Origin of the sequence: Lentzea indica, assembly GCF_012184385.1 — a bacterium.
GTDB classification, from domain to species: domain Bacteria; phylum Actinomycetota; class Actinomycetes; order Mycobacteriales; family Pseudonocardiaceae; genus Lentzea; species Lentzea indica.
The window spans coordinates 1-13,474 of the sequence record NZ_VSRL01000096.1; the positions used below are offsets into that span (position 1 = coordinate 1).

The window sequence follows — 13,474 nt, forward strand, 5'->3', positions numbered from 1 at the left end:
TGGACCCGCCGACGTCGTCGCCGCCGTGAACGTCCGAAACCGGGCACGGTCGGTGTGGGTACACGTCAACGTGCCCGACCCGGCAGCTGCCTGAACAGCTATTGGTAGATGCGGCCCGTACACGCGCAGCCAGCCGTGGACGAGGAACGCAAACAACGCCCATGGGATCGAGTCCTCATGCTCGGCCCTTCAGGGCCGAGTAGTTGACCTGGTCAAGTAGTCGATCAGCATGTCACCGAGCATGCGCCGGTAGTGCTCGCGGCGGTCTGGGTCGAGCATGTCCCGCCCGAAGATCGCGGCGAACGTGTGCCGGTTCGCGAGCCGGAAGACGCAGAAAGAACTGATCACCATGTGCACGTCGAGCGGGTCGACGTCGTCGCGGAACCGGCCGGCCGCGCGACCTCGTTCGAGTATCTGCGTCAGGCCGTCGAGCGCCGGGTTCGCGAGCCCTGCCAGCACTTCCGAGCGTGCGATGTGCTCCGCGCGGTGGATGTTCTCGATGCTGACGAGCCTGATGAAGTCGGGATGCGCCTCGTGGTGGTCGAAGGTCAGCTCCGCGAGCCGGCGGATGGCGTCCTCCGGTTCGAGGTGCTCGACGTCGAGCTCGGCCTCGAGCGCCCGGATCGCCAGATAGGCCTGCTCCAGAACGGCGATGTACAGCTGTTCCTTGCCGCCGAAGTAGTAGTAGATCATCCGCTTCGTCGTGCTGGTGCGTTCGGCGATCTCGTCGACGCGCGCACCTGTGTAGCCCTTGTCCGCGAACTCCCGCGTGGCTACGTCCAGGATGTCGGCGCGCGTGCGGTCCTTGTCCCGCTGACGCTCGGCATCGGATGACGGTGGTGCGGCCACCGAGCCCCCTTCGATCTGCGGATGACCAGCCAACTCTAGTCCAGCACTTCCTGCGCGCGACTCGGTGCGCTAGCGTTAACTCACTAGTTCGTACATTAATCGGGAGGCCGGGTGACCAACTACCTGATCGGGCTCATCGGCTCCGGTATCGGGCCGTCCCTGAGCCCGGCGCTGCACGAGCGCGAGGCCGGTGAGCTCGGACTGCGCTACGTCTACCGGCTGCTCGACCTCGACGTCATCGGACTACCCGTGGGTGACTTGCTGACCGCGGCCAGGGCGGACGGGTTCGACGGGCTCAACGTCACCCATCCGGCGAAGCAGGCGATCCTGCCGCACCTGGACGAGCTCGTGCCGGAGGCTGCCGCGCTGGGCGCCGTCAACACCGTGGTCTTCAAGGGCGGCAAGGCGATCGGTCACAACACCGATGCCACGGGCTTCGCTCGCAGTCTGAGCCGGGGCCTGCCGGACGCCAAGATGAAGAACGTCGTTCTGCTCGGTGCGGGCGGGGCGGGCGCCGCGGTGGCCCACGCACTGCTGTCGCTCGGCACCGAACACCTCGGTGTCCACGACGTCGACCAGAGCCGTGGTGCGCAACTGGTGGCGGCGTTGCAAAGCAGGTTCGGTGCCGACCGGGCCGCCACCTGCACTCCCGGCGCCATCCGGACGGCGGACGGCCTCGTTCACGCGACCCCGACGGGCATGGTGGCACATCCCGGCCTGCCGATGGACGAGTCGTTGCTGCACGAGGAACTCTGGGTCGCCGACATCGTCTACCGGCCGCTCGAGACAGCACTTCTCGCCGCAGCGCGGGCACGGGGCTGCCGGGTGCTGCACGGCGGCGGGATGGTCGTGCTCCAAGCCGCGGAGTCGCTGCGCCTGTTCACCGGTGTCGAGCCGGACGCGACTCGGATGCTCGCGCACTTCGAAGAGCTGGAGGGAGAACCCGCGCATGCGTCCTGATCTGCGCACCGCCATCGCCACCGTGTGCCTGTCCGGCCCGCTGGACGACAAACTGGCCGCGGCCGCACAAGCGGGCTTCGACGGCATCGAGCTGTTCGAGAACGACCTGCTCGCCGACCGCCGCGGTCCGGCGGAGATCAGGAAGCGCTGCACCGGCCTCGGTCTGAGCATCGACCTGTACCAGCCGTTCCGCGACTTCGAAGCGGTGCCACCGGACGTGCTGGCCGCCAACCTGCGCCGTGCCGAGCACAAGTTCGACGTCATGGCCGAACTGGGCGTGGACACCGTGCTGGTGTGCTCGTCGGTGTCGCCGGACGCCATCGACGATGACGATCTCGCGGCCGAGCAGCTGCACCTGCTCGCGACACGTGCCGGTGAACGCGGCTTGCGCATCGCCTACGAGGCACTGGCATGGGGCAGGCACGTCAACGGCTACGAGCACGCGTGGCGGATCGTGCGCCGTGCCGGACACCCGGCACTCGGCGTCTGCCTCGACAGCTTTCACATCCTGTCCAAAGGGGACGATCCACGGGCCATCCGCGCGATACCCGGCGAGAAGATCTTCTTCCTGCAGCTGGCCGATGCGCCGACGCTGCCGATGGACGTTCTGCAGTGGAGTCGCCACCACCGGCTCTTCCCGGGGCAAGGGGACTTCGACCTGACGACGTTCACCGGCAACGTGCTCGACGCCGGCTACCGCGGACCATTTTCGCTCGAGGTGTTCAACGACGTCTTCCGCCAGTCCGACCCCCACCGCGCCGCGGTCGACGCGATGCGGTCGCTGGTCGGTCTCCAGGACTCCCTGCGGCTGCTGGACGTTCCGTCCGCACCCGTTCCGAGCGGCTACGCCTTCGCCGAGGTCGTGGGGAAGTCGGACCTCGCCGTGCTGGGCTTCACGCGAGCAGGTGTGCATCGCTCGAAGCCGGTGGAGTTGTGGACACAGGGCGAAGCGCGCGTACTCGTCAACGCGGAAGGCGAGCCCGGCGCGATCGGCGCTCTGGGCATCTCCGTGCCGGACCCGGTCGCCGCGGCGCGACGCGCGAAGGTCATGCTCGCGCCACCGTTGTCGCGGACAGCCGGGCCGGGCGAAGCGCCGCTGACGGCGATCGCCGCACCGGACGGAACACAGGTCTTCCTGTGCGCAGGCGACGACTGGCTCGGCGACTTCGTGCCCACCGGAGAGTCAGCCCGGGAAGCGGGCATCACCGGCATCGACCACGTCGCGCTGACCCAGCCCTTCGACAACTTCGACGAGGCGGCGCTCTTCTACCGTTCGGTGCTGGGCTTGGAACCGGGCGCGACGACGGAGTTCGCGGCGCCGTTCGGACTGGTGCGGGGCCGCGGGGTGAGCGGCGGAGGCGTCCGGCTCACCCTGGACGCCGCACTGGTCCGGCGAGGAGGCTGGGCGCCGGCCGTGGAAGAACCTCAGCACATCGCGTTCACCTGCACCGGCGCGGTCGCGTGCGCCCAGGCGCTCCGGCAGCGGGGCGCGCGGCTGTTGGACATTCCGGGGAACTACTACGACGACCTCGCGGCGCGTACAGGTTTGCCGGCCGATCGCATCACCGCTCTGCGCGAGCATTCCGTGCTCTACGACCGCGACGGGCATGGGGAGTACCTGCACTTCTACACCGAGCTGGCGGGGGCGAGGGTGTTCTTCGAGGTGGTCGAGAGAGTCGGCGACTACCGCGGATTCGGTGTGGTCAACGCACCCGTCCGAATGGCTGCCCACCATGAAGCACGGCGATCCGCACGCACCTGTTGACCGGCGCGGCGAAAGGACCGGATCGCCGGCTGCTGTCCGCGCCGGAACTCGGGCGGCACGTCGGCATCGGATCTGACTTTGGTCAGTCCGTGATCAGTTCGATCACGGGCACGAGGACGTTCGGGCGTTGAGTGGGCAGGTGGAGCACCAGTGACCCCGGCGGGCCTGCGTCACGCAGGTGCGGCAGGTGGCCTTCGTCGTCCACGACGCTCGACGCGACCTCCGCGCCGTCGTGCAGGAACGACGCGAAGCGGACGCGACCGCCGAGTCCCTGCAGCACCAGAATGCCTGCCTGCCAGCCGAAGACGTGGACGAAGAGCCGGTTTCCCGACCTGGTGAGCCTGGTGTCGCGCGGGGTCGTGAACCCGGCCGCGGGGCCTGCGCCGTGGATCGCGTCGCTGTGCAGCGCCGTCCACGCACCGACCTCGGCCAGCAGCTCGCGAGCACGCGGCTCGAACGCGCCACGGCCGTCGGGGCCGACGTTGAGCAAGAGGTTGCCGCCCTTGGACACGGCGTCGACGAGGATCCTGACGACCTGGCCCGCGTCGAGCCACTGCTGGAACCCCGGCGCGTACCCCCAGGAGCCGTTGAGCGTGCGGCAGGCCTCCCACGGAACACCGAGGCCGCCGTCCGGCGACGCCTCCTCCGCGGTGGCGAAGTCCTCGCTGCCTGGCAGCCCGAGCCGTCGTTGAGCAGGATGTGCGGGCTCAACGACCGGACCAGTTCGACCAGCTCGGCCGCCCGCCAGTCCGACGCGCCCTTGCCGACCTGCACCCGGTGGTCGTCGTCGTAGGTGAAGTCGAACCAGAGCAGGTCGGGCTGGTGGGCGGTGATCAGCTCACGCACCTGGCCGTGCAGGTACTCCACATAGCGGTCCATGTCACGGCCCGCGTCGAGCGTGTCCCGTTGGTCCCACTGGGGATGCCAGCCATCGATCGTGAAGTCCGGGTGGTGCCAGTCGAGCAGGGAGTGGTAGAAGCCGACGCGCAGCCCGTCAGCGCGGAACGCCGAGACGAACTCCGCGACGACGTCACGCCCGAAGGGAGTCTTGGTGGACTTGTAGTCGGTCAAGGCCGAGTCCCACAGGCAGAACCCGTCGTGGTGCTTCGTGGTCAGCACCGCGTATTTCATCCCGGCCGTTTTCGCGTCGCGTGCCCACTGCCGGGCGTCGAAGCGGTCGGCGCGGAAGTGGTCGAAGTACCGCTGGTAGTCGGCGTCGCTCAGCTTCTCGCGCTGCTTGACCCATTCATGCCGTCCTGCCAACGAGTACAGGCCCCAGTGCACGAACAGTCCGAACCGGGCCTCGGTGAACCACGCTGTCATCGGCTGTCTCCTCGACGAAGGCGCAGGGTCAGCACCTGGAAGGGACGCAGCGAGACGTCGAAGTCCGCCGAGGCGTGCAGGGGTCGTTCGAGCAGGTCGACGACTTCCATTGCGGCCACGGGGAATCCGGGGCGAACCGTCGCGACGGCCCTGCCGCCCGACGACTCGTAGAGCCGCACGATGACGTCCCCGGACCGGTCGTCGGCCAGCTTGACCGCCTCGACCACGATCGCGGGACTGTCCACAGTGACCAGTGGCGCGGGTGGTCGCGCCGCCGAGGCGGCCACCCTCAGCGGCAGGTTGAGCGCGTAGCCCTCGGCGACCGCGTCGGCGATGGAAGCACTGGGCAGCAGCGAGTACGTGAACCGGTGCATCCCCTGGTCGGCGTGCGGATCGGGGCTGTGCGGCGCCCGCAAGAGACTGAGCCGCACCGTGGTGACGCCACCGTTTCGCGTGATGTCGTGACCGTAGGTGGAGTCGTTGAGCACGGCCACGCCGTAGCCGGGTTCGGCGATGTGTACCCAGCGGTGCGCGTAGACCTCGAACCGGGCCGCGTCCCAGCTGGTGTTGACGTGGGTCGGCCGGTGGACGTGGCCGAACTGGATCTCGGCCGAGGACCGGTCCGCGTGCACGTCGATCGGGAACGCCGCCTTGAGGATCTTCTCCGACTCGTGCCACTCGACAGCGGTCTCGACGTCGACGCGGCGGCTGCCTGCACGCACCCGCACGGTCTGGGTGATCCGCGAGGAGCCGAAGGACCGCTCGACCCGGATCGCGCCGACGAGCGGTCCGCGCTCGATCACGCTGATCGAGTCCACCGCCGTCAGGTCGACGTGCCTGCGGCGATAGTGCGCGTCGATGTCCCAGGCGTCCCAGTGGTTGGGGAAGTCGGGGTGCAGTTGCAGCACGTTGCCCGGCCTGGCGAGCACCTCGCGGCCGGCCATGAGATCGCGAACAGAGGTGAACAGTCCGTTGTCGTCGAGCTCGACGCGGACCAGTCCGTTGTGCAGAACGCGGTCGGTGACGTGCACCTCGCCGGGCGGCGTCGACGTGCCGACGGACGCGACGCCCAACGCCGGAACCTCCACGAAGGCCGCCCCGTCCCCAGTCGTCACCACCTCCGCTCGCGGCTGCGGGCCCGCGTTGAAGACCGACGGCTCCGCCGAAGCGCCGTCGGTCGTCAACGCGCCGATGGCGGTGGCGATGATGTCCTCGAGCTCCGCCTTCACCCGCGCGTAGGTCGCTTCGGCTTCCTGGTGCACCCAGGCGATCGAGCTGCCGGGCAGGATGTCGTGGAACTGGTGCAGGAGCACGGTCTTCCACAACCGGTCCAGGTCGTCGTAGGGATACTCGAACGCGCTGTGGACGGCCGCGGTCGCCGCCCACAGCTCGGCCTCCCGCAGCAGGTGCTCGCTGCGGCGGTTGCCCGCCTTGGTACGCGACTGGGTGGTGTAGGTGGCGCGGTGCAGTTCCAGGTAGAGCTCACCGACCCACACCGGTGCGTCCGGGTACTCGGCCTGCGCGGCGCGGAAGAACTCGGACGGCGGCTCGATCACGACCTTCGGCGAGCCCTCCAGGTCGCGCAGCCTGCGGGCCCGCTCCAGCATCTCCCTGGTCGGACCGCCACCGCCGTCGCCGTGGCCGAACGGGACCAGCGACCGGGTCGCCTTGCCCTTCTCTGCGAAGGTGCGCACCGCGTGCGCCAGCTCCTCGCCCGAGAGCGTCGCGTTGTAGGTGTCCACCGGCGGGAAGTGGGTGAACACCCGGCTCCCGTCGATGCCCTCCCACCAGAACGTGTGGTGCGGCAACTTGTTCGTCTGGTTCCACGACAGCTTCTGGGTCAGGAACCACCGCATGCCCGCCAGTGCGGCCAGCTGCGGGAAGGCCGCGGTGTAGCCGAACGAGTCCGGCAGCCAGACGCCGTCGCAGTCCACTCCGAACTCGTCGAGGAAGAACCTCTTGCCGTGCACCAGCTGTCGCGCGAGCGCCTCGCCACCGGGCAGGTTCGCGTCGGACTCGACCCACATGCCACCGACCGGGATCCACTGTCCCGTCTTGATGGTGTCGCGGATCCGTTCGAAGATCGCCGGGTGGTGTTGTTTGACCCACGCGTACTGCTGGGCCTGCGAGCAGGCGAAGACGAACTCCGGGTACTCGGCGGCCAGCGCCGTGACGTTGGCGAAGGTCCTGGAGGTCTTGCGGATCGTCTCCCTGATCGGCCACAGCCACGCGCTGTCGATGTGGGCGTGGCCCACCGCGGACAGCGTGTGCGCGCTCGCGTGTGCCGGCCGGGTCAGCACGTCCGTCAGCTCGGTCCGTGCGGCTGCCGCGGTGCCGGAGACGTCGTGGAGGTCAAGTGCGTCCAGCGCCCGTTCCACTGCCTGCAGGACCTCGTGCCTGCGGGGATCGGTGAGGGCGAGCTCGGCCATCAGCTCGCTGAGCACCTCCAGGTCGATGGTCAGCTGCCAGACCTCCTCGTCGAGCACGGCGAGGTCGGCGCGCTCCAGCCGATACAGCGGCTCGTCGCCCGCGGTCGCCTTGTCCCCCAAGGGAGTTGGTGTGAAACCGCCCGCGAGGACGTCGGGATTCGCCGCGGCCTCGACCAGGAACGCGACCTGCTCGCCGCCCGCACACGGATTCGCGATCGGCACGTGGTGGTTGCGCGGCGCGACGCCCTTCACCGGCCGCCCGCCGAGATCGTGGACGAGCGCCTCGGCCTGGTTGCCCGGCCAGTCCCCGATGAAGCCGAGGTCGATGACCGCTTCCACGCGCCGGCCCGCCCACTCCGCCGGCACCGTCCCGCGGACGCGGAACCAGCTGGTCGACCACGGCCTGCCCCAACGTCCGCCGACCTCGAACGGCTCGTAGCCGGCGGCGAGCGCGTCGGTCACCGGGACCGGCTCGTCCGGCACGTGCCAGACCTCGACCTCCAACGGCGCCGACGCCGCGTACTTGGCCGGCCGGATCCGCTGGTTCAGCGCCCGTTCGAGTCGCTCCTCCACCAGCTTGCGGTCGTCGTGCACGACATCTCCCTGATGTTTGTCGGGGCCCTGATGTTCGTCCGGTGCTGTGGTCAGGTTCGGAGGTAGGCCAGGTCCGGTATCCGGCTCTGATAGCCGTCGAGCAGACGGCGGGCGACGTTGACGGAGTCGACGAGAGGGTGCAGCGCCAGTGCTTTCAGCGCCGTGGCACGGGATCCGCCGACGGCGGCCTCGATCACCGCGCGGTCGACCGCCTTCACCCCGCACACCAGCCCGCTCGCGTGCTCGGGAAGCTGGTCGATCACGACCGGGCGAGCGCCTGCCGAGTCGACGACGCAGGGCACCTCGACCACCGCGTCCGCGTCGAGGATGCTCAGCGTCGAACGGTTGCGGACGTTGAGGATCAGCGTGGTCCGCTCGTCGTGGGCGATCGCCCGCATGAGCGCGAGCGCGACCTTCTCGTAGCCGCCGGACTCGAGGTCGTTCTCGTCACGGGTCGCGATGCCCGCCATCTCACGGCTTTCCGCGCCGTAGGTGGTTTCCCGCTCCAGCCGGGCGGACTCCCAGATGGACAGTGCCGATCCGGGGTCGCGCCGCACGGCGTCGTAGAAACGGTCCTGCTGGTCGGCCAGCACGGCGCCACGGGTCTTGGTCACGTTCTGCGCGACAGCGACCGCTTCCCGCGTGAAGTAGTAGTACTGCAGGTACTCGTTCGGGATCGCGCCGAGGGTGTGCAGCCAGTCCGCCCCGAACATCTTGCCCTCCTCGAAGGAGGTCAGCGCGCCGGCGTCGGCCAGCAGCCGCGGGAGGTGGTCCTGGCCGCCGACGTGGATGCCGCGCAGCCAGCCGAGGTGGTTCAGTCCCGCGTAGTCGAACCACGCCTGCGCCGGATCCAGCCCGAGCGCGTGCGCGACGCGCGCCCGAGCCCCACCGGCGAGTCGCAGATGCCGATGACCCTGTCGCCGAGGTGGCGGGACATCGCCTCGGTCACGATCCCCGCGGGGTTGGTGAAGTTGATGACCCACGCCTGCGGTGCGAGTGTGGCGATGCGCTGCGCGATCCGCAGTGCGACCGGCACGGTGCGCAGGCCGTAGGCGACGCCGCCGGCGCCCACCGTCTCCTGCCCGAGCACGCCCTCGTCCAGCGCGACCTTCTCGTCGATCATGCGGCCTTGCAGGCCGCGACCCGGATGGCCGAGAAGACGAAGTCGGCACCGGTGAGCGCCTCGTCGAGATCGGTCGTGGTGGTGATCAGGGGCGGGTCGAGCACGCCCTGCTCCTGCTGCGCGAGCACGTGCCCGATCGCCGCGAGCCTGCCGGGGTCGAGGTCGTGCAGCACGAGCTCGGTGATCCGGCCTTCCCCGCGGTCGGACAGCAATGCCCGGTGAACCAGCGGCACGCGGAACCCGCCGCCGCCGAGAATCGTGAGCCTCAAACCTCGATCACCTCGACCCCCGCCTCCCGCAGTGCCCCTGCCGTCGCCGGATCCGCCGGCGCGTTGGTGATCACCACGTCGATGTCCTCCGGTCCGCACACCTTCGCGATGCCGGTGCCGGGGAACTTGCCGACGTCGGCCAGCAGCACGACCTGGTCGGCCGCCGCGATCATGGCCCGTTTCAACGGCACCTCGACCGCGGTCGTGTCCATCACCTGGCCGCCGGGCCGCACGCCGCTGGTGCCGAGGATGAGGTGGTCGGCGTGCACCTGACGCAGGTTGTCCTCGGTCAGGAAGCCGACGAGCGAGTGGTAGCTGCGCCGCAGGACGCCGCCCAGCAGCACGATCTGGACCTCCTGGTCGTCCTTCAGCTCCTCGTAGACCATCAGGTTGCTGGTGATCACGGTGAGCGAGCGGCCGTGCAGCTTGCGGGCGAGGCGGTGCGCGGTGGTGCCGATGTCCAGCAGGACCGCCTCGCCATCCTTGATCAGCTCCGCGGCTCGTTCGGCGACGGCGTCCTTCTCTTCGACCCGGACCATCGCCACTTCGGCGAACGGGTCGTCGAGGTCCTCCGCGGCCATGGCCCCGCCGTGCACCCTGGTGAGCCTGCCCTGCCGGTCCAGCTCGACCAGGTCACGCCGGATGGTCGCCTGGCTGACACCGAGCCGCTCGGCAAGGACCTGCACGCCGGCCGGTCCGTCGGAGCGGAGCGTGCGCAAGATCAACTCGTGGCGTCGCTGGGGAAGCACACGCTCACAGTAACAGCAAACTCGCTCACGGCGTGCGCGAGTTTGAGTTGGTCTTGCGCAGGTATTGCCAAATCTGCTCAACGAGCGCACGATTTTGCACAATTTGGCCGACCGGCCCTGGATCAGGGAGGACTGGCGCGTGGCAGAGCAGCCCATCGAAGAGCCGGAGTTCGACGTGTTCCTCTCCGGTCTGCTCTTCTTCGACGTCGTCTTCGCCGGGCTGGACCGGCCGCCGACCCCCGGCACCGAGGTGTGGACCCGCGGCTTCGGCTCGGGTCCGGGCGGCATCGCGAACTTCGCCGTGACACTGAGCCGGTTCGGCCTGCGCACCTCGTTGGCGGCAGCCTTCGGTGGCGACTTCCACGGTGACCACTGCCTGCAGACGCTGGCCGGGACCGAAGGCGTCGACCTCTCGCGGTCGAAGCAGTTCCCCGGCTGGACGATGCCGGTGACCGCGTCGCTCGCTTACAACGACGATCGCGCGCTCGTCACGCACGGCGCTCCGCCGCCGATCAGCGCCGACGAGATGATCGGAGATCCGCCGCGCAGCCGCGCCGCGATCGTCCACATCGGACCGGAACCCGCCAGGTGGCTCGAGAAGTCGCTCGCAGGGGGCAGCCTGGTCTTCGCCGACGTCGGCTGGGACCCGTCGCAGGAGTGGGCTCCCGCGGTGCTGGGCCAGGTCGCGTTGTGTCACGCGTTCATGCCCAACGCCGAGGAAGCCATGAGCTACACCCGCACCAGCCGCCCGCGCGACGCGCTGTCGCGGCTCGGCGACCTCGTGCCGCTCGCCGTCATCACCCTCGGTGGCAACGGCGCCATGGCGGTGGACGCCACCACCGGCGACAGCGCGTCGGTACCAGGACTCGACATGGACGTCGTCGACACCACGGGAGCGGGGGACGTGTTCGGCGCGAGCCTCGTCACCGCCACCCTGGCCGGATGGCCGCTGGTCGAACGACTCCGGTTCGCCAACCTCTCCGCCGCGCTGTCGGTCGGGCAGATCGGCGGCGCTCCCGCGGCGCCCGGTTGGACGGGCGTCGCGCGCTGGTGGCGCTCCGTCCGAACGGGACGGGAACACCACGACCTGCGGCGCGATTACGCCTTCCTCGACAGCGTCATCCCTCACGAACCCTTCGAAGGGTAGGAGCACCATGGAACTGTCTCGGCGACGAATCCTGCAGCTCGGCATGTTCGGCGTGGCGGGCCTGGCCACGGGCGGCACGGCCGCTTGCTCGACATCGGCGTCCGGTGGATCGGGCGGCGACAAGGCCATGGACCTGTGGTACTGGGCGGACGGGCTCAGCAAGAAGGTCGTCGACGAGGCCGTCACCCGCTTCACGGAGGTGGAGCTGCGGCCGCAGCAGATCGGCGGCAACTTCAAGGAGAAGCTGGTCACCACGATGTCCAGTGGTGGCACGTTCATCCCCGACATCACCGGCATCAAGGGCGAGGACTTCGCCTCGTTCACGCCGCAGGCGGACCGGTTCCACAACCTGCTCGAACTGGGCGCGGACAAACTCGCGAGCCAGTACCTGCCGTGGAAGTGGAAGAAAGGCATGACCAAGGACGGCAAGCTGATCGGGTTTCCGATCGACATCGGCCCGACAGCGCACTTCTACCGCAGGGACGTCTACGCCCAAGCCGGGCTGCCGTCCGAGCCGGACAAGGTCGCCTCGCAGATGTCCACCTGGGAGGACTACTTCGCCGCCGGGGTGGAGTTGAAGAAGGCCGTGCCCAACGCGTTCATCGTCTCGGAGGCATGGGCGGTCTACAACGTGGCCGTCGGGCAGGCCAACGCCCGCTACATCGATGAGAGCGAGCGCTTCATCGGCGACCAGGACCACATCCGCAAGGCGTGGGACCTGGCGGTCCGCGCGACCCAGCTCGGCATCAACGCGAAGACGAAGGCGGGCACGCCGGACTGGAACGCCGGCCTGGCAGGCGGCACGCTCGCCAGCCTCACCGGCGCGTCCTGGGTCGCCGTGGACATCCAGTCGGCCGCGAAGGACACCACCGGCAAGTGGGGCGTGGCCGCCGGACCGGGTGGGACGGCCAACATCGGCGGCTCGTTCCTCGCCATCCCGAAGGAGTGCCAGAAGCCCGACGTGGCGTTCAAGATCATCAGCTGGATTCTGAGCCCCGAGAACCAGGCGAAGGGGTTCACCGACTCCGCGTTGTTCCCCTCGACGCCCGCGACGTACACGATGCCCGCGCTGACCTCGCCGTCGGAGTTCCTCGGCGGGCAGATCCCTGCCCAGGTGCTCGGACCGGCCGCGCAGAAGATCCCCGCCCAGTACGAGAGCCCCAACGACCAGGCGGTGTCGGCACCCTTCGCCATCGAACTGGGCAACATCGAGGCGAGCGGCAAGGACCCGAACACGGCGTGGGCGGACGCCGTCGCCGAGGCCAAGCGGGTCGGGCAACGTCTCGGGGTGAAATGAGTTGGCTGCTCCACCACTGACCGATTCGCTCCGGACGCCTCCGGTGAGCGCGGCCGCACCCCGGACGCGGCGGAGCAAACGGTCGTACTGGCCTCAGTACCTCGCGATCTCGCCGTTCTTCGTGATCTTCGCCGCGTTCGGGCTGTTCCCCGTGCTGTTCTCGCTGTACCTGGCGTTCCACCGGTGGAACGGCCTCGGCGAGATGGAGTTCGTCGGGCTCGACCAGTTCCGGTTCCTGGTGGAGGACAGCACGTTCTGGCTGGCGCTGCGCAACACCTTCGCCATCTGGTTCCTGTCGACCGTGCCGACACTGTGTTTCGCGCTGGTGATCGCGGCGATGCTGAACTCCGCCGTGCGGTTCACCTCGGTGTACCGGGTCGCCTACTTCGTCCCGAACATCACGTCGCTGGTCGCGGTCGCGATCTTCTTCGGCGCGGTGTTCAGCACGAACTTCGGGCTGGTCAACGCTTTCCTGCAAACGGCGGGCCTGCCCGTGGTCGAATGGCTCACCGATCCGTTCGGGATGAAGATCGCGGTCGCCTCCGTGATGACGTGGCAGTGGACCGGCTACAACGCGATCATCTACCTCGCGGGCATGCAGGCGATTCCCTCCGACCTCTACGAGGCCGCGAAGGTCGACGGCGCCGGTCCCGTGCAGGCGTTCTTCCGCATCACCGTGCCGATGCTGCGCCCGATCATCCTGTTCACCGTCATCGTGTCGACCGTGAACGGGTTGCAGAGCTTCACCGAGTCGCAGGTCCTGTTCGGCAGCAACACGACACTGAACCCGAACACGGGCGGGCCGGGGCAGGGCGCGCTGACCATGGTCCTCTACTTCTACCACCAGGCGTTCGACAACAGGGACTTCGGTTACGGCGCCGCCATCTCGTGGGCGGTCTTCCTGGTGATCGTCCTGTTCGCGGTGATCAACTGGCGGCTGGTCCAACGCCGCGCGAGCGAGTGAGGACA

At 69.0% G+C, this 13,474-nt stretch carries 12 protein-coding genes and 1 pseudogene; 5 read left to right on the forward strand and 8 right to left on the reverse strand.

The window, feature by feature from the left end; translation table 11 throughout:
* Window positions 1-189 precede the first annotated feature (189 nt).
* Window positions 190-849 (reverse strand): TetR/AcrR family transcriptional regulator, encoded by a 660-nt coding sequence (locus FXN61_RS24945; RefSeq protein ID WP_167976469.1) that lies wholly within the window; start codon window positions 847-849, stop codon window positions 190-192.
* A gap of 111 nt (window positions 850-960) precedes the next feature.
* On the opposite strand from FXN61_RS24945, the gene FXN61_RS24950 reads away from it, so the two are divergent.
* Window positions 961-1,809 (forward strand): shikimate dehydrogenase, encoded by an 849-nt coding sequence (locus FXN61_RS24950; protein WP_167976470.1) that lies wholly within the window; start codon window positions 961-963, stop codon window positions 1,807-1,809.
* Window positions 1,799-3,574, forward strand: coding sequence for a sugar phosphate isomerase/epimerase and 4-hydroxyphenylpyruvate domain-containing protein (locus FXN61_RS24955; protein ID WP_167976471.1), 1,776 nt, complete (start codon window positions 1,799-1,801; stop codon window positions 3,572-3,574). Before FXN61_RS24950 ends, FXN61_RS24955 begins: the two co-directional genes overlap by 11 nt.
* Before the next feature lie 82 nt (window positions 3,575-3,656).
* Here FXN61_RS24955 and FXN61_RS52635 read toward each other — a convergent pair whose 3' ends face one another.
* From FXN61_RS52635 to FXN61_RS24975, 7 genes and pseudogenes are all read right to left on the reverse strand, one after another.
* On the reverse strand, window positions 3,657-4,382 hold the full coding sequence (locus tag FXN61_RS52635) for an alpha-L-fucosidase (RefSeq protein WP_312877976.1): 726 nt from the start codon (window positions 4,380-4,382) through the stop codon (window positions 3,657-3,659).
* A pseudogene (locus FXN61_RS52640) lies at window positions 4,304-4,897 on the reverse strand (alpha-L-fucosidase); the annotation flags it as partial. The pseudogene FXN61_RS52640 and the gene FXN61_RS52635, both read right to left, overlap by 79 nt.
* Window positions 4,894-7,920 carry an alpha-mannosidase gene (locus tag FXN61_RS24965; RefSeq protein ID WP_167976472.1) on the reverse strand — a complete coding sequence of 1,009 codons (3,027 nt, stop codon included), beginning with the start codon at window positions 7,918-7,920 and terminating at the stop codon, window positions 4,894-4,896. The gene FXN61_RS24965 and the pseudogene FXN61_RS52640, both read right to left, overlap by 4 nt.
* 50 nt (window positions 7,921-7,970) lie before the next feature.
* Window positions 7,971-8,822 carry a family 4 glycosyl hydrolase gene (locus tag FXN61_RS52645; RefSeq protein ID WP_312877977.1) on the reverse strand — a complete coding sequence of 284 codons (852 nt, stop codon included), beginning with the start codon at window positions 8,820-8,822 and terminating at the stop codon, window positions 7,971-7,973.
* Window positions 8,735-9,043, reverse strand: a complete 309-nt coding sequence (locus FXN61_RS54540; protein WP_281360634.1) for a family 4 glycosyl hydrolase — start codon at window positions 9,041-9,043, stop codon at window positions 8,735-8,737. Before FXN61_RS54540 ends, FXN61_RS52645 begins: the two co-directional genes overlap by 88 nt.
* Window positions 9,040-9,312: a family 4 glycosyl hydrolase gene (locus tag FXN61_RS54545; protein ID WP_281360635.1), complete on the reverse strand. Its 273-nt coding sequence runs from the start codon at window positions 9,310-9,312 to the stop codon at window positions 9,040-9,042. Before FXN61_RS54545 ends, FXN61_RS54540 begins: the two co-directional genes overlap by 4 nt.
* Window positions 9,309-10,061, reverse strand: a complete 753-nt coding sequence (locus tag FXN61_RS24975; protein WP_167976473.1) for a DeoR/GlpR family DNA-binding transcription regulator — start codon at window positions 10,059-10,061, stop codon at window positions 9,309-9,311. The genes FXN61_RS54545 and FXN61_RS24975 overlap by 4 nt, the downstream gene beginning before the upstream one ends.
* A gap of 139 nt (window positions 10,062-10,200) precedes the next feature.
* Between FXN61_RS24975 and FXN61_RS24980 the strand changes: the two genes are divergently transcribed.
* Genes FXN61_RS24980 through FXN61_RS24990 form a run of 3 tightly spaced genes read left to right on the forward strand, consistent with a single transcriptional unit; the run spans window position 10,201 to window position 13,469 of the window.
* Complete coding sequence (locus FXN61_RS24980; RefSeq protein WP_312877973.1) at window positions 10,201-11,208, forward strand: PfkB family carbohydrate kinase; 1,008 nt, start codon at window positions 10,201-10,203, stop codon at window positions 11,206-11,208.
* Window positions 11,209-11,215: 7 nt separating this feature from the next.
* Window positions 11,216-12,505, forward strand: a complete 1,290-nt coding sequence (locus tag FXN61_RS24985) for an ABC transporter substrate-binding protein (RefSeq protein WP_167976474.1) — start codon at window positions 11,216-11,218, stop codon at window positions 12,503-12,505.
* 43 nt (window positions 12,506-12,548) lie between these two features.
* Entirely contained in the window at window positions 12,549-13,469 is a 921-nt protein-coding gene (locus FXN61_RS24990; RefSeq protein WP_223165579.1) for a carbohydrate ABC transporter permease, read from the forward strand.
* The last annotated feature ends 5 nt before the right edge of the window (window positions 13,470-13,474 follow it).